At 70.3% G+C, this 22,451-nt stretch carries 14 protein-coding genes and 1 tRNA gene; 5 read left to right on the top strand and 10 right to left on the bottom strand.

Features of this window, described 5'->3' with window-relative positions:
• Positions 1-65 precede the first annotated feature (65 nt).
• Entirely contained in the window at positions 66-1,127 is a 1,062-nt protein-coding gene (locus V2W30_RS20825; protein WP_338698604.1) for a site-specific integrase, read from the bottom strand.
• Between the two features lie 102 nt (positions 1,128-1,229).
• Here V2W30_RS20825 and V2W30_RS20820 point away from each other — a divergent pair, with 102 nt between their 5' ends.
• A complete protein-coding gene (locus V2W30_RS20820; RefSeq protein WP_338698602.1) occupies positions 1,230-1,520 on the top strand; it encodes a winged helix-turn-helix domain-containing protein in 291 nt (96 codons plus the stop codon).
• A 68-nt stretch (positions 1,521-1,588) separates the two neighbouring features.
• Here V2W30_RS20820 and V2W30_RS20815 read toward each other — a convergent pair whose 3' ends face one another.
• Together V2W30_RS20815 and dcd are read right to left on the bottom strand one after the other, a co-directional pair.
• Positions 1,589-2,095 (bottom strand): phosphoribosyltransferase, encoded by a 507-nt coding sequence (locus V2W30_RS20815; protein WP_338698601.1) that lies wholly within the window; start codon positions 2,093-2,095, stop codon positions 1,589-1,591.
• 11 nt (positions 2,096-2,106) lie between these two features.
• Entirely contained in the window at positions 2,107-2,682 is a 576-nt protein-coding gene (gene dcd / locus V2W30_RS20810) for a dCTP deaminase (RefSeq protein WP_338698600.1), read from the bottom strand.
• Between the two features lie 512 nt (positions 2,683-3,194).
• On the opposite strand from dcd, the gene V2W30_RS20805 reads away from it, so the two are divergent.
• Positions 3,195-3,268: transfer RNA gene (locus V2W30_RS20805), tRNA-Gly, on the top strand.
• Positions 3,269-3,405: 137 nt separating this feature from the next.
• Here the strand turns inward: V2W30_RS20805 and V2W30_RS20800 are convergent.
• A complete protein-coding gene (locus tag V2W30_RS20800) occupies positions 3,406-8,490 on the bottom strand; it encodes a DUF5979 domain-containing protein (RefSeq protein WP_338698599.1) in 5,085 nt (1,694 codons plus the stop codon).
• A gap of 146 nt (positions 8,491-8,636) precedes the next feature.
• Positions 8,637-9,983: a phosphatase PAP2 family protein gene (locus V2W30_RS20795; protein ID WP_338703707.1), complete on the bottom strand. Its 1,347-nt coding sequence runs from the start codon at positions 9,981-9,983 to the stop codon at positions 8,637-8,639.
• 435 nt (positions 9,984-10,418) lie between these two features.
• Between V2W30_RS20795 and V2W30_RS20790 the strand changes: the two genes are divergently transcribed.
• Positions 10,419-12,020 carry a carbohydrate-binding protein gene (locus V2W30_RS20790; protein WP_338698597.1) on the top strand — a complete coding sequence of 534 codons (1,602 nt, stop codon included), beginning with the start codon at positions 10,419-10,421 and terminating at the stop codon, positions 12,018-12,020.
• A gap of 61 nt (positions 12,021-12,081) precedes the next feature.
• Here V2W30_RS20790 and V2W30_RS20785 read toward each other — a convergent pair whose 3' ends face one another.
• Complete coding sequence (locus V2W30_RS20785; RefSeq protein ID WP_338698596.1) at positions 12,082-14,406, bottom strand: FdhF/YdeP family oxidoreductase; 2,325 nt, start codon at positions 14,404-14,406, stop codon at positions 12,082-12,084.
• Positions 14,407-14,594: 188 nt separating this feature from the next.
• Here V2W30_RS20785 and V2W30_RS20780 point away from each other — a divergent pair, with 188 nt between their 5' ends.
• On the top strand, positions 14,595-15,872 hold the full coding sequence (locus V2W30_RS20780) for an amidohydrolase (protein ID WP_338698594.1): 1,278 nt from the start codon (positions 14,595-14,597) through the stop codon (positions 15,870-15,872).
• Positions 15,873-15,931: 59 nt separating this feature from the next.
• Here the strand turns inward: V2W30_RS20780 and V2W30_RS20775 are convergent, their stop codons facing one another.
• Complete coding sequence (locus V2W30_RS20775; RefSeq protein ID WP_338698592.1) at positions 15,932-16,345, bottom strand: DUF2267 domain-containing protein; 414 nt, start codon at positions 16,343-16,345, stop codon at positions 15,932-15,934.
• On the bottom strand, positions 16,342-16,767 hold the full coding sequence (locus tag V2W30_RS20770; protein ID WP_338698591.1) for an Hsp20/alpha crystallin family protein: 426 nt from the start codon (positions 16,765-16,767) through the stop codon (positions 16,342-16,344). Before V2W30_RS20770 ends, V2W30_RS20775 begins: the two co-directional genes overlap by 4 nt.
• 191 nt (positions 16,768-16,958) lie before the next feature.
• On the opposite strand from V2W30_RS20770, the gene V2W30_RS20765 reads away from it, so the two are divergent.
• The gene (locus tag V2W30_RS20765) at positions 16,959-19,469 is read left to right on the top strand and encodes a polysaccharide lyase family 8 super-sandwich domain-containing protein (RefSeq protein ID WP_338698590.1); all 2,511 of its coding nucleotides are present in this window, start codon (positions 16,959-16,961) and stop codon (positions 19,467-19,469) included.
• A 14-nt stretch (positions 19,470-19,483) separates the two neighbouring features.
• Here V2W30_RS20765 and V2W30_RS20760 read toward each other — a convergent pair whose 3' ends face one another.
• Both V2W30_RS20760 and V2W30_RS20755 read right to left on the bottom strand, forming a co-directional pair.
• Entirely contained in the window at positions 19,484-21,469 is a 1,986-nt protein-coding gene (locus V2W30_RS20760) for an Ig-like domain repeat protein (protein WP_338698588.1), read from the bottom strand.
• 186 nt (positions 21,470-21,655) lie between these two features.
• A complete protein-coding gene (locus V2W30_RS20755; RefSeq protein ID WP_338698587.1) occupies positions 21,656-22,396 on the bottom strand; it encodes a PP2C family protein-serine/threonine phosphatase in 741 nt (246 codons plus the stop codon).
• Between the last annotated feature and the right edge of the window lie 55 nt (positions 22,397-22,451).

Genomic DNA, 22,451 nt, shown 5'->3' with positions numbered 1-22,451 from the left:
CCGACGCGAAAGGGGCCCGGCACCGTTCGACAGTGTCGGGCCCCTTCCTTATCGGAATCGGACCGTCAGGCGCGCGCTCCCTCAAGACACCACCCGCAGCCTCGCCCTGAGCGAACCAGCCAGCGCACCCTCAAACGCGTCGCTGATCCGCGCCCCAGCCCCTTCCACCAGGTGCGCATACACCTCTCGGTCACCTTGGTGGAACTGTGTCCGAGCCATCGGGAGACCTCGTACAGCGGAACCCCCGCGGCAAGCGCCATCGAGGCGAAGTAGTGCCGCAGACTCTTCGGCGTATAGCCGCGCGCCACAAGCCCTGCTTTGTCCACCGCCGCCTGCCACTTGTCCGAGTAGTGGGTGCGCGACGGGTGCCTCCCCGCATAGACCGGAGACTCGTAGAACCACCCCTCCTCCCCCCAGGGCGTCCAGGTCTGGCGATGGAGATCCAGCACTTCGGCCACCGACGGCGGCACCGGAACCCAGCGGCCGCTGCGGCTCCACTTGGGCTCGTTCTTGATCTCAATGCTGCGGCCCGCGCCGTCGTTCAGACCAAAGGTCGTCAGTTGGTTCTGAATGAAGTACCAGCCTTCGCGCAGACCAGCGTGTGACTCCGAGAACGCGAGTGCTTCGCCGACCCGGTGTCCGCATCCCGCCTGAATCCACACCGTCGACTTGTAATGCGGCCACATCGCGCCGTAGATGGCCATCACCTCGGACGTGGTCGGCACCTCGGTGGGGCTCACGGCGCGATAGGCCGCGTCCTTCCGGCCACCCACCTTGGGGGACTTCCCTGGGTACGAGGTGATCGCTCCGGTCTCACAGCAGTATCGGAGGAAGGACTTCAGCACGACCGCTCTCCCCCTGATTCCCGACTCCGCGTAGCCCCGCCGCCGTTGGTCGTCCTCCCAGAGTCCGATGTCCTGCGCGGTGATGGCGGCGACGGGCTTCCAGCCGAACCATCCCGCGAAGTGATGCTTGTAGATGCTCCGGTACTGGATGAGTGAGGACTTTTCCCGGGTTCCGAACCCCATCCACTCCTCCCAGCAGTCCGCGAAGCTGCGCTCCGTCGGCAGCGCCCAACCGTTGTCGACCAGGGGGTTCACCGACGCCATCGAGCCGTCGTCCACCATGCGATCTCACCTCTCCATACCTGCGCGTACCCGCACGTACCCGCACGTACCCAGAGATTAGTAAGGGTGCGCGCAGCATGGAGGCCGATTAGGATTTCTGGCGTGACCTACGACATCGACCGGACCCACTTGGTGTGGCAGCAGGTGGCCGCGGCGGTCGCGCATCGGATCGCCCTGGGCCGGTACACCTCGGCAGACCGACTCCCGTCCGTGGCCGAACTCGCGGCAGAGTTCGGCATCGCAACGTCCACTGCCGACAAGGTCATGGCCCGCCTGAAGGAGGCGGGGCTGATCCGGCGCGTCAAGGGCCTGGGAACGTTCATCGCCGATGGCGGGGTCTCGTTGGCGAAGGAGCAGCCGTTCGGCCCTCCGCCGCGCCAGACTCGACGGTGAAGAGCCGCAAGAGAAACCCGAGGCCCCGCACGCCTGGCGCGTGCGGGGCCTCGTCCGTTTCACCGGCTTCAGGCGTCCAGGACCTGGCCGTCACGTCGCACGACGGGAGGCAGAACCGACCACGGGAAGTTGATCCAATCCTCTGTGCGCTTCCAGACGTACTCGCACTTCACGAGGGAGTGGGACTTCTCGTAGATGACTGCGGAGCGCACCTCCGCCACCTCGTCGAGGCAGAAGTCATGGACCAGCTTGAGCGTCTTGCCGGTGTCCGCGACGTCGTCCGTGATGAGGACTTTCTTGTCCTTGAAGTCGACGACATTCGGCACCGGCGCGAGCATCACCGGCATGGGCAGCGTCCGCCCGACACCTTCGTAGAACTCCACGTTGACAAGGTGAATGTTCTTGCAGTCCAGCGCATACGCGAGCCCGCCCGCGACGAACACACCGCCGCGCGCGATGCTCAGCACGATGTCGGGCTCGTAGCCGTCGTCGGCGATGGTCTGCGCGAGTTCGCGCACCGCGACCCCGAACTTCTCGTACGTAAGGTTCTCGCGCACGGGGCTGACGTCACTCATGTCGCTGCTGCTCACACCTGGGTCCGATGGAAATTGAGGAAGGAACGGGAGGCGGTCGGTCCGCGCTGCCCCTGGTACCGCGATCCGTAGCGCTCGCTGCCGTACGGGTGCTCGGCGGGCGAGGACAGCCGGAACATGCACAGCTGCCCGATCTTCATGCCCGGCCAGAGCTTGATGGGGAGCGTCGCGAGGTTCGACAGCTCCAGCGTGACGTGCCCGCTGAAGCCCGGGTCGATGAACCCGGCCGTGGAGTGCGTGACGAGCCCGAGGCGGCCCAGCGAGCTCTTGCCCTCCAGGCGCGAGGCGAGGTCGTCGGGCAGTGTGATGACCTCGTACGTAGAGGCGAGCACGAACTCCCCGGGGTGCAGGATGAACGGCTCGTCACCCTCCGGCTCCACCGTGCGCGTCAGGTCGGCCTGCTCCACGCTCGGGTCGATGTGCGGGTACTTGTGGTTCTCGAACACCCGGAAGTAGCGGTCGAGCCGCACATCGATGCTCGACGGCTGAACCATGGATTCGTCATAGGGATCGATCCGGACCCGCCCGGCGTCGATCTCGGCCCGGATGTCCTTGTCTGAGAGAAGCACGTAGCGAGGATACGCAGAGCGCGCGGGCCCACCACAATCGGCGGGCCCGCGCGCTTCACCTGGTCCGTACGACTACGGCTTATGCGATCCCACAGGAACGGCGTGCCGCAGTCGGGCGCACCGCGGACACCGAATGAGCCGGCCGGGACCGAGGCGGTCCGCCTGCTGCATCGGGAACGTAGCGGTGCTGAAAACGTGCCCTTCGGCACAACGGACGACGGTGCGTTCCATCGAGTCCATCAAGTCCCGGAGTCCCTTCCCCACGAAGCCATTGGGCCAGTTTCCTGACCGACGACGAGGGGTCACATTACGGGATGAAAGGGACGCCGAGCCAGGCGACTCCCCGACCCTGGACAGCCCTCTCGCGGTGCCCCCACCGTACGCCCCAACTCCCTTCACCCGCAGTCACTTCCGCCCCCACACAACGCAGCCGGGCCCCGGCGCTCCAGCGCTCGGGACCCGGCATGAGGTACAGTGTCCGGCAGTACGGATCGCTTCAACGGCCGTACCACGCGGGTGTAGTTTAATGGTAGAACATAAGCTTCCCAAGCTTAGAGCGCGAGTTCGATTCTCGTCACCCGCTCCAGAGTGTGTCGCACAGCCAAGGCCCCAGGTCATCGACCGGGGCCTTTTCGCTGTCCTCTTCCAGGTGCGTCGTGACGTGGCCGAGCCCCCGGGTCGGGGAGGACCGGGGGCTCGGGTGGGTGGGTGAGCGGGGTGCGGTTACGGCCTGCGGGACGCGCGGCGGGCGAAGGCTCCGCCGATCAGGGTCAGGGCCGCCATCAGGACCGCGAAGACCGTCCAGTTCCAGGAGGAGCCGGTGTCGGCCAGGTGGCCCTTGCCGTGGTCGGAGGGCTCGTCCGGGGTGGGGACGGGCTCGTCGAAGGTGTTGGTGATGTCGACCGAGGTGGCGCCGTCGACCGTGACCTCGCCGTCGTCACCGCCCTCGGACGTGGTGTACGTGACAGTGTCCCCGGTCGGGACGTCCGTCTCGGTCACCGTGCAGGCGGCTCCCTTCGGGACGCTGATCGTGCGGCTCTCGCCGTCGCTCAGCTCGAACGCGCTGTCCTCGGGGGCCAGCGGCACGTCGCCCTGCTCGGTGGTGCAGTTGAGGGCGAAGTCGTAGGGACCCGCGTCGCCGTTCACCACGTGCTTGGTGACGGTCAGTTCGGCGGCCGGGAAGGTGTTGGTGACGGAGATGGTCGCCGTGTCACCGCTGCCGTCGGCCGTGATCACCGCCGGGTTGTCCGCCGAGCCGTGGTCGACGACCGCCTTCTCGGCGCCGCCGGTGTCCACCTCCTCGGCCCAGCACTGGGAGTTGACCGGAAGCGGCTTGATGGTGACCGGCTCGTCCGCGGTGACCTGGTACGTCTTGCGCAGGATGCGGTCGGTGGGCTTGCCCGCGGCGTTCGGCAGGGCGCAGGAGACCTGGACGCCGAAGGCGCGGCCGTCCGCGTACTGCGCGGCATCGCCGTCCACCGACTTGACCAGCTGCAGGGCACCGAACTCGAAGGAGTTGGTGATCCGCGTCGTCTCCACGGTGTTCTTGCCGTAGCCCGGCTCGACGGTGAACTTCACCGGGTCGCTCTCGGGGTGGTCACTCGCCCCGCCGCGGGCCGAGGTCTCCCACACGGTGCACTCGGCGCCGGCCGGAATGCCCTCGACGGTGACGGGCTTGTCCACGGAGACCCGGTAGTCCTCGTTGACGACGACCTTCGGCGGCCGTCCCTGCGGGTGGATGACACAGGTGACGTGGAACGGGAACGGCACCTTCTTCAGCGCGCTGTCCAGCGCGTCGGGGTGGGCGCCGAGCCGCTTGACCAGCTTCAGGTCGCCGTAGGCCAGGGCGACACCGACCTGGATCGGCTCGTTGGGCTGGAGCACGCGCGGCGAACCGGCGCGTTCGGTGGTCTCGTTGTGGGCGTAGGAGTTCCAGGCGATGGTCGGGTCACCGTTCTTGGTGACGTCGAGCGGGGCGTCCATGGACCAGCCGATGTTCACCGTGCCGCCCGGCGCGAGCGCGGGGGCGAAGGTGAGCCGCAGCCGCATGCCGCGCGCGTCGTCGCTGAAGGCGTCGTCCCAGGTGCCGGAGCCGCACTCGGGGTCGCTGGATCCGGCGCCGCCCATGTCGAGGTCGTCGGTGCACAGCGGCTCGTCGTTCTCGTAGGCGACGTCCATCGTGCCGGGCCCGTCGAGGACCGGCGGCGTGGCGAGCGTGGGGCGCTTGTCCCAGGCGGTTCCGCGGTCCTGGTCGAGGATGACGCCCTTGTCGCCCTGGACGGGGAAGCGGTCGACGATGCGCATGGCCGTACCGGACTCGGTGCCGGCGTTCTGGATGCGCATCAGGTACTTGTAGCGGTCGCCCGGGTTGACCAGGGCGATGCACGGGTTGGTGGTGTACCGCTGCCCCGCCGCGTCCGTGGTGGACAGGCAGGAGTCGTCGCCCACGGGCACGACCTTGCCGCTGTTCTGGTTGTACCAGCCGAGGCTGTCGTTGCCCGAGACCCACTTACGGGCCTGGAAGGCGGCGCCGGACTTGGCCGTCAGCGTGGCCGGGTCGGTGCAGTAGAGACCGGAGCCGAAGCGGCCGCCCGTCTCCGGGGTGCCGCCGTCGCAGGCGAAGTCGGGGTCGGAGGAGGTCGCGCCCATGGTGTTGGTGACGACGTCGTCGGCGTTGATGCCGGGCTCCAGCGTCACGTGGATCTCGATGGTGAAGGTGGCGCCGGGCGCGAGCACCCAGGCCTTGCCGTCGGCGTCCTTGGAGAAGTCCCAGGTGAGGCCGGAGACCCGGTCACCGCTGTTGACCTGGTTGAAGACCGGGGTCGGTACGGCGGGTGTCCCGTTCGGCACGCTCTCGTCGATGATCTTGTACGGTCGGCCGTCGTCGCCCTGGAAGGTGTCGAGGAACTTGATGCCCTGGGGCAGTTCGTCCTTGACGACCAGGTTCGGGATGTTGGCGGTGCCGGTGTTGGTGACCTTCAGATAGAACGGGGCGTCCTCGCCGGGCGCCAGGGCGGTGTTCGGGGTCTTGTCCACGGCCAGCTTCGGGTCGCCCTTGACCAGGTCGAGGGTGGCGCTGACGGGGTCGATGGCCTTCGGCTTGTCCGGGTCCTCCAGCTTGGTGAGGAATTCGCCGCTGACCGTGTCCTCCAGATGGCTGGGCACGGGCTCGCCGTTGCTGCGCAGCGCCGGACGCGGGCTGACGTCGAGGACGAGGATGCCGTAGCAGCTCGACGTGGTGCACTCGGGCTTGATGACGTAGCCGTCGTTGGCGGTGTCGGTCGAGGAGTAGGTGACGCGGAGCCCGACGACGTCACCGGCGCTGACTCCCGAGGGGAGTGCGGCGCTGGAGGAGGGCGTGCCGTTCACCCAGGCCCCGTCGACGTAGGCGTCGATCTGTACGCGGTTGGCGCCGGCCGGCATCTGGTTGGACTTGATGGAGACGAGGTCGACGGCGTCGAAGAAGTCGTCGTCCTTGTCCGTCATCTGCAGGTACTTCGCCGACATGTTGCCGGTGTTGGCGACGGTCAGCGACATGTCGGCGTGCTGGCGCGGCAGCCCCGGCACGTACTCGGGCAGTGTGCCCGGGCTGATCGACTTGTTCAGCGACGCCGAGTCGGAGGCGGGGGCGGTGTCCATCGAGGGACCGCAGACCGGGGCGCCCGGCGTGTAGTCGCCGCCCGCGTCGATCGAGTAGCAGTTCTGCAGGGTCGTACCGTCGGGCACCCCGGGACGCCGCTCGGCGACGACCGTGATGGTGAACGAGGTCTGCGGGGACATCTCCCCGTCGTAGGAGCCGCGCACACCGGTGGCCCGCTCCAGCAGGGCGGCGTCGTTCGCGTCGTACGGCACCCAGGAACCGCTGCCGCCGTTCGCGTCCGGGTCCCACAGCTCCAGCTTCACCGGGGCGTCGGACGGACTGACGGTCACGGACGTGATCTGTACGACGTCGAACGGGTTGTTCGTCGTCGAGGGTGAGCCGTCCGGGTTGGCCGTCGGGTCGGTGATCACCGGGGACACCAGCGGCTTGTTGCCGTTGTTGGTGACCTTGAGGTTCATCGTGACCGGCTGGTCGGCCGGGATGTCGTTCTGCGAGGAGTCCTTCGTGCCGCTGCCCGAGGTGTTCGGTGCCTCGATCGGCAGGTTCTTGCAGGCGTTGCCGGAGGCGGTGCCGCTGCCGTCGGTGCGGCCCGCGTCACCCTTGTACCCGGCGCAGTTGTCGACGCCCGGGCTGGTGCCGCTGGGCAGGTCCTCCGCGGTGACATCGTCCGTCAGCGTGCCGTGCAGGTCGAGTCCCGCGGTGGCGCTCTCCGTGATGGTCGGGTTCCCGTCCGCGTCCATGCCCGTGTAGGTGACCTCGACCTTGGTGACCTGTTGGCAGGCCCCGGGAACGTCGTAGGTCGCGTTCTGCGTGTAGGTCTCTTCCTCGGTGGACCCGTCGGCGCAGGTGACGGTCAGCTTCGCCTCGGTGGCCCCCTCGGGGAAGCGCAGCCGCACCTTGGTGACGTCGAGCTTGTCGAACTCGCTGGTCGTCTCCGCGGACGGCTCCGTGATGGTGATCGACTTCACCGGGAACGGAGAGGCGTTCTTCACGTCGACCTCGGTGCTGACCGGCGAGTTCTCGTCGAGCACCGCGTGTTCACCGGTGTCCTGGCTGAAGTTGCCGTTGGTGTCCGGGTAGAACCGCTTGGTCGGCTGGAGCACCAGGATGTCCGGGAGGATGTCGTACGTGTCGCAGGCCTGGTCCCCGTCGACGTCGCCGTCCGTCTTCTCCTTGGCCGACGGCACAGCGCAGTTGTTGACGGTGATCTTGTCGGTGGGCTCCAGCTTGTCGCCGCTGGAGCGGTAGGTGTCGCGCAGCTTCATCGTGACTTCGACGGTGCCGCCGTCGCTGTCGTACGGCAGCGGATCACCGTTGCTGTTGGTGAAGACGACCTCGAACCCGACCACGTCGCCCGGGTCGACCCCGGCGGGCATCGGCAGCTCGCCCGGCGAGGTGATGTCCGCGCCGGTGTGCGTCTGCCCGTCCGCCGTGGTGACCACCAGGTGGGCCTGGTCGGCGCCCTTGGGGAACGCGGTCACCGTCGCCGACTCGAAGTCGAAGTGCTCGAAGGTGTCCTCGGTGGTGTCGGACACCGACAGCTCGGTGACCTCGGCCGACGACGAGGAGTTGTTCCGTACGTTCAGCGTGATCGTGGACTCCTCGTCGCTGAGCGCGACGGCGGAGCCGTCCTCCCACGTCTTGGTCGTCACCGGCTTGACCACACGGGGGATCTCGACGGTGACGTCGGTGGAGGAGTCCTTGGGATCGGCGTTCTCGGCGTCGACCGTGGCGGTGTTGGTGACGGTGGCGCCGTCCTCCAGCTGGGTGTCGGTCGGCACCCGCATCCCGATCTCCACGGAGCCGGCCTGCCCGGCCCGCAGACCGGTCTTGCCGGCCGGGTTCTGCAGGTTCTGCTTGTAGACGACCGTCAGCAGCCGTGTGCTCTCGTCGTACGTGACCGTTCGTGTGGTCGTGCTCTGCGGCAGGCTCGTGACCTCGAACTCGGCCGGCAGCGTGTCCGTGACGGTGAAGTCCACGCAGTCCACGGTCAGCCCCGAGCACTGGCCGGTGAGCGTGTAGATGAACTCGTCGCCCGGCTCCAGCGGCCCGCTCGCGTTGTTCGTCTTGGTGATACCGACCGAGCTCATGGGGTCGTCCGCGACCGGTGCCAGGGGGACCGCGGCCGCCTGTGAGCCGAACAGCAGGCTCATCGCGGCCGCGGCGGCCACCGGCCACCGCATGGGGCCGTACCGATGTCTGGACATGGGGCAGCCGTCCTTCGTCTCCGTCGTACGAGGTCACGGCGACCGTAGGAGGCGCGGCGCGGCCCGAGCGGCGGTCCACGCCGAAAAGCTGATGATCCGTCATACAGTTGGTTCGTTCGGCCCACACGGTGCGGCCGGACGTGGTCTCACGCCACGTCGGACGTCACCGGAGGCCGGACCGTGGCACCGCGTCCGGGCTGTCGCTGGGCCGGGACGGCTGGTGGGCGCAGGCGGGCGGCCGTGCGGAGGTAGGCGTGGATGACCGAGAGCATGGCCAGGATCAGGAGCGGTCCGGCGAGCCAGGGGTGGTGGGCCATCGGGACCGGCAGGTAGCGGTAGGTGAGCAGGAGGGCGGCGAAGACCATCGCGCCGTACGCGGTCGTGCGCAGGGCGGGGCGGTTCCAGCCGGCGTCGTAGGCGCGCAGGCCCGCCTCGACGGTGAGGGTGAAGACGACGCCGGCGATGAGGTCCACGCCGTAGTGGTAGCCGAAGCCGAGTGTCGCGGTGAGCGTGGCGATCAGCCAGAACGTGCCCGCCCAGCGCAGCGCGCGCGGGCCCCGCCGGGAGTGGATGAAGATCGCGGTGGCCCAGGCCGTGTGGAGGCTGGGCATGCAGTTGCGCGGGGTGACCCCGTCGAAGGGGATGGGGTGCGGGGTGGTGAGCGGGGGTGCGGTCGTCGGCCAGATGTCGGCCACCGCCCAGTTCCCGGCGGCGTGGATGTCCGGGGCCCACAGGGCGATCGGCGCCCAGTGCTCGGTGCCGGAGCCGAAGGCGAAGAGCGGCCCGACCACGGGGAAGATCATGTAGAAGGCCGGTCCGACGAGGCCGATCACCAGGAACGTACGCACCAGGTGGTGGCGCGGGAAGCGGCGCTCGGCCGCGACGTGGCGGAGTTGGTAGAGCGCCACGACGACCGCGGCGACGGCGAGCTGTCCGTAGACCGTGTCGAGGATGTTGAAACCGACGGAGCCGGTCGCGGTGACGAGACGGCCCACCAGCCAGGACGGGTTGCCGAGCGCGTGGTCGGCGGTGGCGACGTACTCGTCGAGCACGGTGGGGCGGGTCTGCGAGGTGAGGAAGAGCCAGGTGTCGCCCGTCTTGCGCCCGGCCATCAGGAGCAGGCCGAGGGCCACGCCCTTGAGCAGCAGCGTCCGCTCACCGCCGGTGCGGCGGGTGAGGGCGATGACCGCCCAGCCGATCAACGCCCACAGGGCGCCGTTGCCGAACGGGTGGCCGCCGTGCGTCCCGGTGCCGGCCGCCCAGCGGACGAGGAGGAACGCGAGGTCGATGCCGACCGCGGCGGCCAGCGTGAGCCACCGCTGCCGCCAGGTGAGGACCAGCATCGTCAGGGCCAGGGCCGCGTAGAGCATGCCGCCGGAGTCGGGCGGCATGACCAGCTCGCGCAGCTGGTTCGTGAGCGGCCCGGCCTGTCCGTGGCTGCGGGACGCGTATTCGAGGGCCGCGAGGAACCCGAGGGTGACGACGGCCGCCACGACCCCGAGCACCACCCGCGTCCGCCCGCTCACCGACGACCACGTTCCACCGTACTGACGCTGCTCCACCCCGCACGCCTCCCCCAGGCTCAGCTCCCGAGCGAAACACGGCGGATCTCAGCAGGTCAAGGGGTGTACGGACAGCGGTCCCGCCGCGCCGGTCACGGCACCGCGCGTCCCACCGCCCGCACGGGCGTCGTGGTGGTCCGGCGACTCGTCTCCGCAGGCGCCAAGTTCAGGTAAATGAACGTGTAACACATACGTGACTCTTGACGTGCTCTCCTCAAAGTCCCTACGGTCCCGGCAGACAGCGCTTTCCATCTCCCTCTCATGGTGCACGGATGACCGCGCGAGTTCACGTACCCGAATCGGCCATCCTGCGTACCGCCCGTCGGACGAGACCCTTCCTGACCCTCACCTGGAGCCGAACGAACGATGGAACTCAGACCCCCCGCCCTGAAGCCCCTCGTGGCGACCGCGTCCGCCACCGTCGTGGCCGGCGCCCTGATCGCCCTGACCGGCGCCCCCGCGCAGGCCGCGACCACCCGCTACGAGGCCGAGACCTCCCCCGCGGTCTGCACCGGAGTCGTCGAGACCGAATGGTCCGGCTACTCCGGCGGCGGCTACTGCAACGCCACCAACTCGACCTCCGGATACGCCCAGTTCACCGTGACCGCACCCGCATCGGGCACGGCGACCGTGGCCGTCCGCTTCGCCAACGGCACCACGACCGCCCGCCCCGCGACGGTCGTGGTGAACGGCTCGACCGTCACCACCGCCTCCTTCGAGGGCACGGGCGCCTGGACGACCTGGTCCACGAAGACGATCACCGTGCCGGTGACGGCGGGCAGCAACACCGTCCGGCTCACCCCGACCACCGCGAACGGCCTGCCCAACGTCGACTCCCTGGACGCCACGACGACCGGCGACACCACCACCCCGCCCGCCGGCGGCGCGATCTACGCCTCCCCGACGGGCACCGACTCCGCCGCGGGCACCCAGTCCGCCCCGACCACGCTCACCGCGGCGATCAGCCGCGTCACCGCCGGGGGCACGATCTACCTGCGCGGCGGCACCTACGCCCAGTCCTCGACCGTCACCATCCCGGACAGCGCCGACGGCACCGCCGCCGCCCGCACCACGCTCGCCGCCTACCCGGGCGAGAAGCCGGTCCTCAACTTCTCCGCGCAGAGCGAGGCTTCGACCAACCGCGGCATCCAGCTCTTCGCCTCGTACTGGCACATCAACGGCATCACCGTCGAGCGCGCGGGCGACAACGGCATCTACATCGGCGGCAGCGACAACATCGTCGAGAAGACCGTCACCCGCTACAACCGCGACACCGGCCTGCAACTCGGCCGCATCGCCTCCACCTCGCCCGCCTCCTCCTGGCCCGCCGACAACCTGATCGTGAGCGCCGAGTCGCACGACAACGCCGACTCGGACGGCGAGGACGCCGACGGCTTCGCCGCGAAGCTCACCACCGGCACCGGCAACGTCTTCCGCTACGCCGTCTCCCACCACAACATCGACGACGGCTGGGACCTGTACACGAAGACCGACACCGGGGCGATCGGCCCGGTCACCATCGAGGACTCGCTGTCGTACAACAACGGCACCCTCTCCGACGGCACCGTGAACACCAACGGCGACCGCAACGGCTACAAGCTCGGCGGCGACGACATCGCCGTCGACCACATCGTCAAGCGCTCCATCGCGTTCAAGAACGGCCACCACGGGTTCACGTACAACTCCAACCCGGGCTCGATGGCCCTCTCGAACAACCTGAGCGTCGACAACGCCGAGCGCAACTACTCGTTCGACGCGGGCACTTCGGTGTTCAGCGGCAACACGTCGTGCCGGTTCGCCGTCTCCGGTTCCAACGACAAGACCATCGGCACCGCGGACTCCACGAACCAGTTCTGGACCGGTACGAACGGGTCCCGCTGCGGCTCGTACAGCGGCGCCCTGGGCTGGTCGTTCGCCTCGGACGGCAAGCTCGTGGTGACCCTGGGCGGGAGGACCGTGACCCTCTAGCCCCGCACGCCGGTGGAGCCCCGGGCCCCGCGCCCGGGGCTCCACGCCGTCCGAGCGCCTCTCACCGCGCGCAGGCGGCCACCTCGACCGTCAGATGCTTCATCAGCGGCTGATCGCTCTGCGCGCTGTAATCACCCAGCGGACACAGGGAGTTGAGCTCCGGCATGTAGCCGATGGCGCAGCCGCGCGGCAGGTCGTAGGCGAGGACGCGGTAGTCGCGCACGGAGCGGCGCGTGCCGTCCTTGGCGAGGCTCGTGATGTCGACGTGGTCCAGGTCGGACAGGCCGCGCTCGCGCATGTCGTCGGCGTTGAGGAAGACCAGGGTGCGCAGGTTGCGCACACCGCGGTAGCGGTCGTCCGACGAGTAGATCGTGGTGTTCCACTGGTCGTGCGAGCGGACCGTGGCGAGGGTGAGCAGGCCCGCGCCCGGGGTCGGGTCGGGCAGCGCCGCGAGGCTGAACTCGGCGCGCCCCGACGGGGTCTGGAAGATGCGCTCGCGGGCCGGCTGGCGCAGCCGGAAGCCGTGCGGGCCGCGCACCCGCCGGTTGAACGCCTCGAACCCGGCGAGGGCGTGCTCCATCGTGTCGCGGATCCGGTCGTAGTCGCCGACGTACGACTCCCAGGGCGTCGCCGAGCCGGGGAGCGTGGCCCGCGCCATCGCGGCGATGATCGCGGGCTCGGAGAGCAGGTGCGGCGACGCGGGGCGCTTCATGCCGCGCGACAGGTGGACCATGCTCATCGAGTCCTCGACGGACACGGACTGCTCGCCCGCCTCCTGGAGGTCGCGTTCGGTGCGGCCGAGGCAGGGCAGGATGAGGGCGCGGCGGCCGTGGACGATGTGCGAGCGGTTCAGTTTCGTCGACACCTGGACCGTCAACGCGCAGTTCCGCATGGCCTGTTCGGTGAACTCGGTGTCGGGGGCCGCCCGCACGAAGTTGCCGCCCATGCCGACGAAGACCTTCGCCTCGCCGCTCGCCATCGCGGAGATGGCGTGCACGGTGTCGAGGCCGGGCTCGCGCGGCGGGTCGATGCCGCACGCCTCGGCGAGCCGGTCGAGGAACTCCTTGTTCGGGCGGTGGTCGACGCCGCAGGTGCGGTTACCCTGGACGTTGCTGTGGCCGCGGATGGGGCAGGGGCCCGCGCCCTCGCGGCCGATGTTGCCGCGCAGCAGGAGGACGTTGACGATCTCGCGGACCGTGTCGACGCCGTGCTCCTGCTGGGTGATGCCGAGGCACCAGCTGATGATCGTGCGGAAGGAGCCGAGATAGATGTCGCCGGCCGCGCGGATCTCCTCGCGGGTCAGTCCGCTCGCCGCCTCCAGGTCCTCCCACGGGGTCGCCGCGCACAGGTCGCGGTAGGCGTCGAAGCCCTCGGTGAAGCGGGCGAGGAACTCCTCGTCGATCGCCTTCGGGTCCTTCTCGGCCGCCTCCAGGACGTGCTTGGCGATACCGCGCAGCAGGGCGAGGTCGCCGCCGATGCGCGGCTGGAGGTTGAGGGTGCCGGTCGGGGTCGCCTTGAAGGTGGCCATCGCGCCGAACTCGTGCGGCACGATCGTGCGCCCGGCCGCGGCCTCGACCAGCGGGTTGACGTGCACGACCTGGGCGCCGCGGCGGTACGCGTCGGCGAGGGCGGTGATCATGCGCGGGGCGTTCGAAGCGGCGTTCACGCCCATGACGAAGAGGGCGTCGGCGGTGTCGATGTCGTTGAGGTCGACGGTGCCCTTGCCGGTGCCGATCGCGGCCGTCAGGGCGCGGCCGCTCGCCTCGTGGCACATGTTGGAGCAGTCGGGGAGGTTGTTCGTGCCGTATTCGCGGACGAAGAGCTGGTAGAGGAACGTCGCCTCGTTGCTGAGCCGCCCCGACGTGTAGAACAGCGCCTCGTGCGGGGAGCCGAGGCCGCGCAGGGTCTCGCCGACCAGGGCGAAGGCCCGCTGCCAGGAGACGGGCACGTAGTGGTCGGTCTCCGGGTCGTAGGAGAGCGGTCCGACGAGGCGGCCCGCGCGCTCCAGGTCGTGGTCCGGCCATGTCGCCAGCTCGGAGACGGTGTGCGCGGCGAAGAACTCCTTGCCGGCGCGGTCGGGCGTCATCTCCCAGGTGGCGTGCTTGATGCCGTTCTCGCACAGGTCGAGCTTCAGGCCGTGCAGATCGTCGGGCCAGGCGCATCCCGGGCAGTCGAAGCCGCCGTCCTCGTGGTTCATCACCGTCATCAGGCGGGTGCTGCTGACCGGCTCCTTGGCGCGGGCGAGCACCTTGCCGACGGACTTCGCCGCGCCCCAGCCCGCGGTGGGGTGCTCGTAGGGCTCCCGGGAGGGCTCGCCGCCGGAGGGGCCGTAGCCACCGGCGGGCGTGGGTGCGTCGGGGTCGTGGTCGCGGGGTGCGCTGGTCATCGTCGTCCGGACCTTTCACGCGGGGGCTCGTGCCGTGCCGTGTACCTCGTACGCCCCCTTTCGAACGTACGCGGGCGGGGGGCCGCGCGCGCGGCGGGCGGCGCCCAGGTGGCCGTTGTGCGGCATTCGTTCCTACGGTGAGCAGTGCAGGCGAGCGGTGCTCATGACGCAGAAGGGCGGCCCGTCCCATGACCGACATCCACGCCGAGCTCGACCGGCGCGCGGCCGACGTCGCCGACCAGGTCGTCGCCTGGCGCCGTCACCTCCACCGCAACCCGGAGCTCTCCAACCGGGAGGCACGGACGGCCGAGCTGATCGCCGACCACCTGCGCTCCCTCGGCCTGGACGAGGTGCGGACCGGCATCGCCGGGCACGGGGTCGTCGGGGTGCTGCACGGTGGGGCGCCGGACGAGGGCCGGGTCGTCGCCCTGCGCGCGGACATCGACGCGCTGCCCGTGCCGGACCGGTGCGGCGCCGACTTCGCCTCGACGGTGGTCGACGAGGACTATCCGGGCGGCCCGTTCCCCGTCTCGCACGCCTGCGGCCACGACTGCCACACGGCGATGCTGCTCGGCGCGGCGACGGTCCTGGCGGGGGCGCGCGACCGGCTGCCCGGCACCGTGCTGTTCGTGTTCCAGCCCGCCGAGGAGGGGCCGCCGGTCGACGAGTCGGGCGGCGCGCGGCAGATGCTGGCCGAGGGCGCGCTCGACCCGGTGCCGACCATGGCGTTCGGAATGCACGTGACGCCGTATCCGAAGGGCTGTGTCGGCTACCGCGTCGGCAACCAGTACGGCGCCTCCTGCCTGGTCAGGATCACGGTGCACGGCAAGCAGGTGCACGGTTCGACCCCCTGGCTCGGCGTGGACCCGATGCCCGCCGTCGGCGCCGTGCTCACCGGCATCGGCCAGCTCTACCGGCAGATCGACGCGTTCGCCCCGGTCACGGTCTCCATCGGGCACGTCGAGGACGTCGGCCGGTTCAACATCATCGGCGAGACGGTGACGCTGTGGGGCACCATCCGCTGCGCGGTCGAGGCCGACATGACCGACGCGCGCAAGCGGCTGGCCACGCTCGCCGAGCACTCGGCGCGGGCGTACGGCTGCACCGCGACGACCGACTTCCTCCAGGACGTGCCGGCCGTGCACAACTCCGAGGAGTGGGTGACGGCCGGGCTGCCGACCTTCCGCCGGGTCGTCGGCGACGACAAGGTGGTCCGCTCGGCCGCGACCCTCGGCTACGACGACGTCTCCGAGTTCGTGAACCGCTTCGGCGGCCTGTACGTGATGTTCGGCGTCCAGGACGCGGAGTTGACCGCGGACGGCGCTCCGGTCCCCACCCCCGGCGGGCGCGGCCTCGTCCCCAACCACAACCCGCGCTTCTACGCCGACGACGCGACCCTGGTCACGGGGGTGCGCCTGCACGCGCAGGTGGCGTACGACCATCTGAGCGGGGCGCTGCGACCGTAGCGGCCGGGGGCCGGTCCTTCGGGGACCGGCCCCCGGCCGCTCGCCGTGTCCCGCGCCGCTCAGGCCGCCGCGCGGGGCGCCAGCTCCGCCCGCCCGAACAACAGGGCGTAGCCGGTGGGGAGTCGGGCCAGGACGTCGTCCATGACGTCGTCCGGGACGGTCCGGGCCAGGGCCGTCAGGACGGTTCCCGCGTCCCAGCGGGCCGTCGCCGCGGTCGCTCCGGAGGATCGGGCGGCGAGATCCTCCACGAACTCGGCCCCGGTACGCGGTTGCCGGTGCGGGACGTCGGAGACGAACGCCACGGCCGCCTCCCGCGGCAGCGCACCCGCCAGCGCCACCCGCTCGGGTCCGGTGACCTGCCGTCCGAACTCCGCCAGGACCCGGCGGACGGTGGCGTCGGCCCGGGACCGGGACGGGTAGAGGCCGTCCACGCGGGCGGCTTCGACGAAGTCGCCGTAGGCCGGGCGGCTCACGCGGTGATCTGGCGCCGGTCGTCCCGGCCGCCGGTGATCGAGATCTTCCGCGGCTTGGCGTGCTCCGACACCGGCAGCCGCAGCGTCAGCACGCCCGCGTCGTACGAGGCGTCGATCCGCTCGGTGTCGAGGGTGTCGCCCAGCAGCAGCTGGCGTGAGAACGACCCCGTGGGCCGCTCGGACATGAGCACCTCGGCGCCGTCGGGCGCCGCGGCGGGCCGCTCGGCCCTGACGGTCAGCACGTTCCGCTCGATGTCCAGGTCGATGGTCTCCGGGTCGATCCCCGGCAGGTCGAACTGCACCACGAACTCGTCGCCCGTGCGGTAGGCGTCCATCGGCGCCATCGCGGGGCGGGCGGGGGTGCCCAGCATCTGCTGGGTCAGTCGGTCCAGTTCACGGAATGCGTCGGTACGCATGAGCATCACAGTCACTCCTTCCGTTCGGCTAGGTGCGATGCCCTGGGAGGTGTCTGCTTTCTTATATAGCTCGGGACCCAGAAAGTTGACAAGCTCGGGCTCAACTGAGGTCGGTACGCGCACCCTTGTCCCCCACCACCCCGTCTGCTTGACTCCGGGCGCGCCGGTCCCACCACCGATCACGCGGAGGCAGTCCGATGGAGAGCCACGAGATCACCCGCAGACGTCTGCTCACCGCCCTCGCCGCGACCGGCGTCCTGGCGACCGTCCCCACCGGGTGGGCGAGCGCCGCCGAGGTCGACGCGGGGGTCGCCCGGCTCGTCCGGAACACGGTGACGGTGTTCGCGGGGGACACCGCGTCCAACTCCCGGGCGGAGACGGCCGCCAAGATCGCCGCGATCGAGAGGACCGCCCGTACGAACCTGGCCGCGCTGGACGCGGCGAGCGGCGACGGCGAGCTGTTCGCGGGCGTGCCGCTCGGCACCAGCGACCCGAACCTCAGCGCCTCCTTCCAGCGCCTCTACGAGGTGGCGCTCGCGACGCGGACGCCGGGCGTCGCCCCCGATCTGTACGGGAGCGCGGCCGTGCAGGACCGGGTGTTCGACGGCCTGGCGTGGCTGCACGCGCAGTACTACGGGGACCAGGCGAAGGGCTACTACGGCAACTGGTTCACCTGGGAGATAGGCATATCGCAGTACGTCAGCAAGACGCTCGTGCTGCTCGCCGAGCGCGCGCCCGCCGAGCTGGTGCGCACGTACATCGCCTCCATGGACGCGTATCTGCGCAACGGCAGGGACGGTGACGTCGACCTCGACTCCCGGTTCCACACCGGCGCCAACCTCGCGGACATCACGACGAACCGCATCCTCCAGGGCGCCCTTACCGCCGACGAGCCGCGTATCCGCAAGGCGCTCACCGACCAGCTGACAGTGTTCGCGGCGGTCGACCCCTACCACCTGGTCCACGGCGTGACGGACGGGTACTACGCCGACGGTTCGTTCATCCAGCACGCCTCCGTCGCGTACACGGGCTCGTACGGGAAGGGGCTGCTGACGCGGGTCGTGCAGACGCTGAAGATCCTCGACGGGACCGGGTTCGCGCACGGCGGGGAGCTGGTGCCGACCGTGTTCGGGTGGGTGCGGGACGGGTTCGCGCCGCTGATCTTCGAGGGCTGGATGATGGAGGCGGTGAAGGGGCGGGCGGTGTCGCGCACCGGCACCGGGTACGCCGACGTCGCCGTCATCGTCGAAGCGGCCGTGGACCTCGCCTCCCTCGCCGACGCCGAACCGGCCACAAGAAAGGCGGCAGCCGCCCTCACGTCCTATGTGAAACACGTGCGTTCGACGTCACGGGCCGCGCTCGATCCGACCGCCTTCGTGTCGCCCGTCAGCATCGTCCGCTACGCCGACATCCTCGCCGACGCCTCCGTCCCGGCCGCCGACCTCAACCCGCCCGCCCGGTCCGTCGCCTTCAACGCGATGGAGCGCACCGTGCACCGGCGGCCCGGTTACGCGTTCACGCTGGCCCGCAGCTCGCGGCGGATCAGCCGGTACGAGTACATGAGCGGCGAGAATCTGCGGCCCTGGTTCCAGGGCGACGGCGCCCACTACCTCTACCTGTCGGGGCAGGACCAGACGCAGGCGTACGGCGTCGACTACTTCACCACGGTGTCGCCGTACGGGCTCGCCGGGGTCACCGCGCCGGTCGAACTCCGGCGCACCGTAACGGAGTTGTACGGACTCCCCTACTACGACAACCCCACCCACCCGCTGAACTTCACCGCGTCCTCCGAGTCGCAGAACACGTACGTGTACTTCCCGACCGCCACCCAGGCGTACTCGGGCGGCGCGGTGCTCGGCGCGTACGGGGCCGTCGGCTGGGTGGCCTCCGACGACGTGCCCTGGCGGGACAAGCGGGCCGGGGTCCTGCCGGACGACTTCGTCGCGTACCGGGGCGCCCGCGCCACCCGGTCGTGGTTCCTCCTCGACGACGAGATCGTGGTGCTCTCGGCCGGGGTCGGGGACGCTCCGGGCGGCGGCCGGGCCGTGACGACGACGGTGGACGCGCGCACGGCCGCCGCCGACGACCGGGTCGACGTCACCGAGGGCGAGGGCTGGGTGCGGTACGCGAACGTCACGCGCGGCGCCGCCGTCGGATACGTACGGCTCGACGGGCCCGCGCCGCAGGTGCGGCTCGACACGGTCACGCGCAGCCGCCGTTTCGTACGCACCGCGAACCCCGACACGTCCGTGACCCGGCAGGTGTTCTCGGTCACCGTCGAACAGGAGGCGGGAGCCGAACTCGCGGCGTTCGCCTGGGCGTTGCTGCCGAACGCGACGGACGCGGCCGTGCGCGCGCCCGCCGCCGTGCGCGTCCTCGTCAACACCCCGCGCCGTCAGGCCGTCCGGCACCAGGGCCTCGGCCTGACGGCCCTGAACACCTTCACGTCCGGCGACCACCACGTCGCGGGGCTCAGCGTCGACGGCCCGGCCTCCGCCCTCGTCCGCGAGCGCGACGGCGTCACGACGGTCGCGGTGTCCGATCCGACGACCGAACGGGACACCGTCTCCGTCGTGCTGCGCGGGCGGACCCTGCGCAGGGTGTCCGGCGACGACACGGTCCGGGTGAGCCCCGTCCCCGGCGGGACGCGGGTCGAGGTCGCCACGCGGCACGGTTACGGGCGCAGCCACCAGGTCAGCCTGCGGTAGCCGCGCCCGTCCGCTCAGTTCGTCGAGTACAGGTACTTCCAGCTGCCGTACTTCGTCGTGTTGACGTTGTCGCCGGAGGTGCCGTTGATGTAGTCGGCGCGGATGCGGAACTTGTAGCCCGCGCTGCCGATCGCCCCCATGTTCACCTTGGTCGTGCCGTCGCTCTCGAGCGTGAAGTACTGGCTGTCCGACGAGCGCCAGGCGCCGCCCGCGTAGACCTGGAGGTCGAGGCGGAACTTGCGGCCCTTGTAGTAGTTCATCGACCCGGTCGCGTAGACCGTCGAGCTCTTGTGGAAGTAGTAGTACGTGTGCGAGCCGATGGTCCCCGTCTTGTAGTGGTTCGAGGGTGCGATCGAGGCGCGCGCCCGGGTGTAGACGGTGTTGCTGACCGTCTTCGGCTTGTAGCGGGCGTCGCCCGCGAAAACGGCGGAGAGGTTGACGTCGCGGGTCAGGTCGAGGGTCACGGAGAGGTTGCCGCTGGAGTTGACCGTGCCGGACTTCACCAGCGTCTTCGGCTTGTCTCCCCCGTACGGGTCGGACCAGATCTCGACCTTGCGGTTCTTGTACGTGGTGCCCAGGTGGGCGGTGAACGTGACGTCGGAGCCGTAGTCGTAGACGCTCTTGTTCTTGTTGAGCGTCAGCGTGGTGCTGCTCCGGGAGACCTCGACGGTGTCGGTGGCACTGACGGCGGCGCGCTCGGCGTCTCCGGCGTAGGCGACCTTGTAGGCGACCTTGCCGCCGACGGCCGGGGTGTCGGTGAAGGAGTACGTGCCGTCGGCCGCGGTGGTGACGGTCTTGAGGACCTTGCCGTTGGGGTTCTCCAGGTCCGTCTTGCTGACGGTGAGCTGGACGGGGGCGGTCAGCGGCGCCACGGGGCTGCTGATTCTTCCGGTGACCTTGAGGGAGGCGGCGCGGGTCGCGGTGGACGGGGCGTTCACCGTGAGGACGGGGGCGACGAGGTTCGGTTCCGTGTAGGTGTGGAGCCGGAACTCCCCGTCGTAGTTCTTGGAGACCGCGAACAGCAGCGCGCCGTCCGGGGACCAGGCCAGCACCCCGTCGTCGAGCGTGTCGCCGGTGGTGGTGGAGGAGGTGTTGCCGAACTCGTAGGTACGGATCGGTTCGGTACCGCCCGGCCGGTAGAGAAACAGGTCGGCCCTGCTCCCCGAGGTGCCCGCGGCGACCGTGCCGGAGGAGGAAACGGCCACGCCCGCGCCGCCGTCGCCCGCCGTCGGATAGGTGTGCACCCGGCTGAGGTCGGTGGTCGAGTACACCGGGAGTTCGTACGGGGATCCGCTGGCCGTGACCAGTTGCGTGCCGTCGGGGGAGAAGGCGAGCTGGTCGTAGAGGCCGCCGACCTGCGGGTCGCCGAACACGCGCCGCGTAGCCGTCGTCCCCGACAGGTCGTACAGCATGAGGGCGGCGTTGGTGGTGACCATCTCGCCCGCAGCCAGCTGCTTGCCGTCCGGTGACACAGCGATCCTCGGCGCCGCGGAGAAGAAGCCGCCGGCCTGGCCGACGGCGGGCGTCGGCTGCTCCTGTGCGGGATCGATCGCACCGAGGTGGCCCCCGCTGTCGTTGTAGCTGAACCACACCGTGGAACCGGCGACCGCGAGGTCGAACGGGGCCTTGCCCTCGCCGAGATCGTAGGTGGCGACCTGAGCGTTGTTCGCGGTGTCGATCGCGACGATGCTGTCCTTCTCCGTGACAGCCGCGTACAGCCTGCTGGAGTCGGCGGACAGCGCGAGGCCGGTGACCCAGTCGAGACCGGTGATGCGCTGGACCTCGTTGCCCGAGTAGTCGGTGACGACGATCGCGTCGTTCTCCGGGTCCGAGAGGTAGACCCGCTGGTGCGCCCCGTCGACAGCCATGTCGGCGACGGACGTGACATGGAGCGCCGCGGCCGAGTCGGCCACGGCGGTGCCGGACACGGCGACGCTGAGCGCGGCCGACCCGGCGAAGACCGCGAAAGCGGTCGCGATGGTGAGAGCGCGTCTGCGCAAAGGTGTGGAACCCCCTGGGAGGACCGGCAGCCGGGCGGCCGGTACTGCGGTGGAAGCACGCGGACGTCCGGGCCCCGGAGGTACCCCCCACCGGGAAATCCCCTGGTCAACGCGGGCTGGAAGACGGCTGCATCGTAAGTCACGCAAGGGGCCCACGGGTAGGGAGTTGTGTCGCGGGAATCCCGCTCACGCGGGCGGGCGGCCGACCAGGACGAGCAGGGTGTCGTCGGCCGGTGCGCCGCCCGCGTGGGACCGCATCCGGTGGCCCAGTTCCGAGACGAGGGCGGCGCCCGTCAGGTCCGTGAGGGACGCCGCCTCCTCGGCCACCGGGAAGAAGCGGCCGGCCGGGTCCCTGCACTCGGTGACCCCGTCGGTCATCAGCAGGATCCGGGCGCCCGGCGGGAACGGCAGATACGTGGACTCCGCCCAGGAGCGGGCCAGTTGCCCGAGGCCGAGCGGCGGCTCGGGCGGGATGGCGTCCGCCCACGCGGCGCTGCCGGGGCCGAGGACCATCACCGGTGGATGGCCGCAGCGCACGATCTCGCAGCCGCCGTCATGACGGAACGTCAGGAGGACGGCGGAGACGAAGAGTTCGGGGTCCTCGGAGCCGGCGAGGTCGTCGACGCGGCGGTCGAGGCGCAGGGCGATGCCGCGCAGCGTGGACTCGCGGCGGCTGATCTGCCGCCAGTCCTCGACGACCCGCCGCGCGGTGCGCGCCGCCGCGGGGCCGCAGCCCCGTACGTCCCCGACGATCATCCGTACGCCGGTACGGGTCGGCACCGCGTCCCAGAAGTCGCCGCTGGGCGGGGCGCCGCCGTCGTCCGGCGCCGCCTGGTCCGCCGCCCGCGCGTACACGTCGATGCTCAGACCGGGGCACGACGGTGCGCTCCGCCCCGTCGTGCAGTGCCTGATCCGAGGGCCTTGCATGGCCTGGACCCCCTGGTGCCGATGCCCCGCCCGGCCCGGTGTCGACGGGAACGCG

The sequence above is a fragment of the Streptomyces sp. Q6 genome (genome assembly GCF_036967205.1).
Classification (GTDB): Bacteria; Actinomycetota; Actinomycetes; order Streptomycetales; family Streptomycetaceae; genus Streptomyces; species Streptomyces citrinus.
This window is presented reverse-complemented; position numbering and strand designations above follow the sequence as displayed.

Bases quoted from the DNA above. Each gene is read 5' to 3' on its own strand.
- V2W30_RS20765 (WP_338698590.1), top strand. From the start codon at position 16,959: ATGGAGAGCCACGAGATCACCCGCAGACGTCTGCTCACCGCCCTCGCC.
- V2W30_RS20770 (WP_338698591.1), bottom strand. From the start codon at position 16,767: ATGCTCATGCGTACCGACGCATTCCGTGAACTGGACCGACTGACCCAG.
- V2W30_RS20790 (WP_338698597.1), top strand. From the start codon at position 10,419: ATGGAACTCAGACCCCCCGCCCTGAAGCCCCTCGTGGCGACCGCGTCC.
- V2W30_RS20800 (WP_338698599.1), bottom strand. From the start codon at position 8,490: ATGTCCAGACATCGGTACGGCCCCATGCGGTGGCCGGTGGCCGCCGCG.
- V2W30_RS20780 (WP_338698594.1), top strand. From the start codon at position 14,595: ATGACCGACATCCACGCCGAGCTCGACCGGCGCGCGGCCGACGTCGCC.
- V2W30_RS20755 (WP_338698587.1), bottom strand. From the start codon at position 22,396: ATGCAAGGCCCTCGGATCAGGCACTGCACGACGGGGCGGAGCGCACCG.
- V2W30_RS20815 (WP_338698601.1), bottom strand. From the start codon at position 2,095: ATGAGTGACGTCAGCCCCGTGCGCGAGAACCTTACGTACGAGAAGTTC.
- V2W30_RS20785 (WP_338698596.1), bottom strand. From the start codon at position 14,406: ATGACCAGCGCACCCCGCGACCACGACCCCGACGCACCCACGCCCGCC.
- V2W30_RS20825 (WP_338698604.1), bottom strand. From the start codon at position 1,127: ATGGTGGACGACGGCTCGATGGCGTCGGTGAACCCCCTGGTCGACAAC.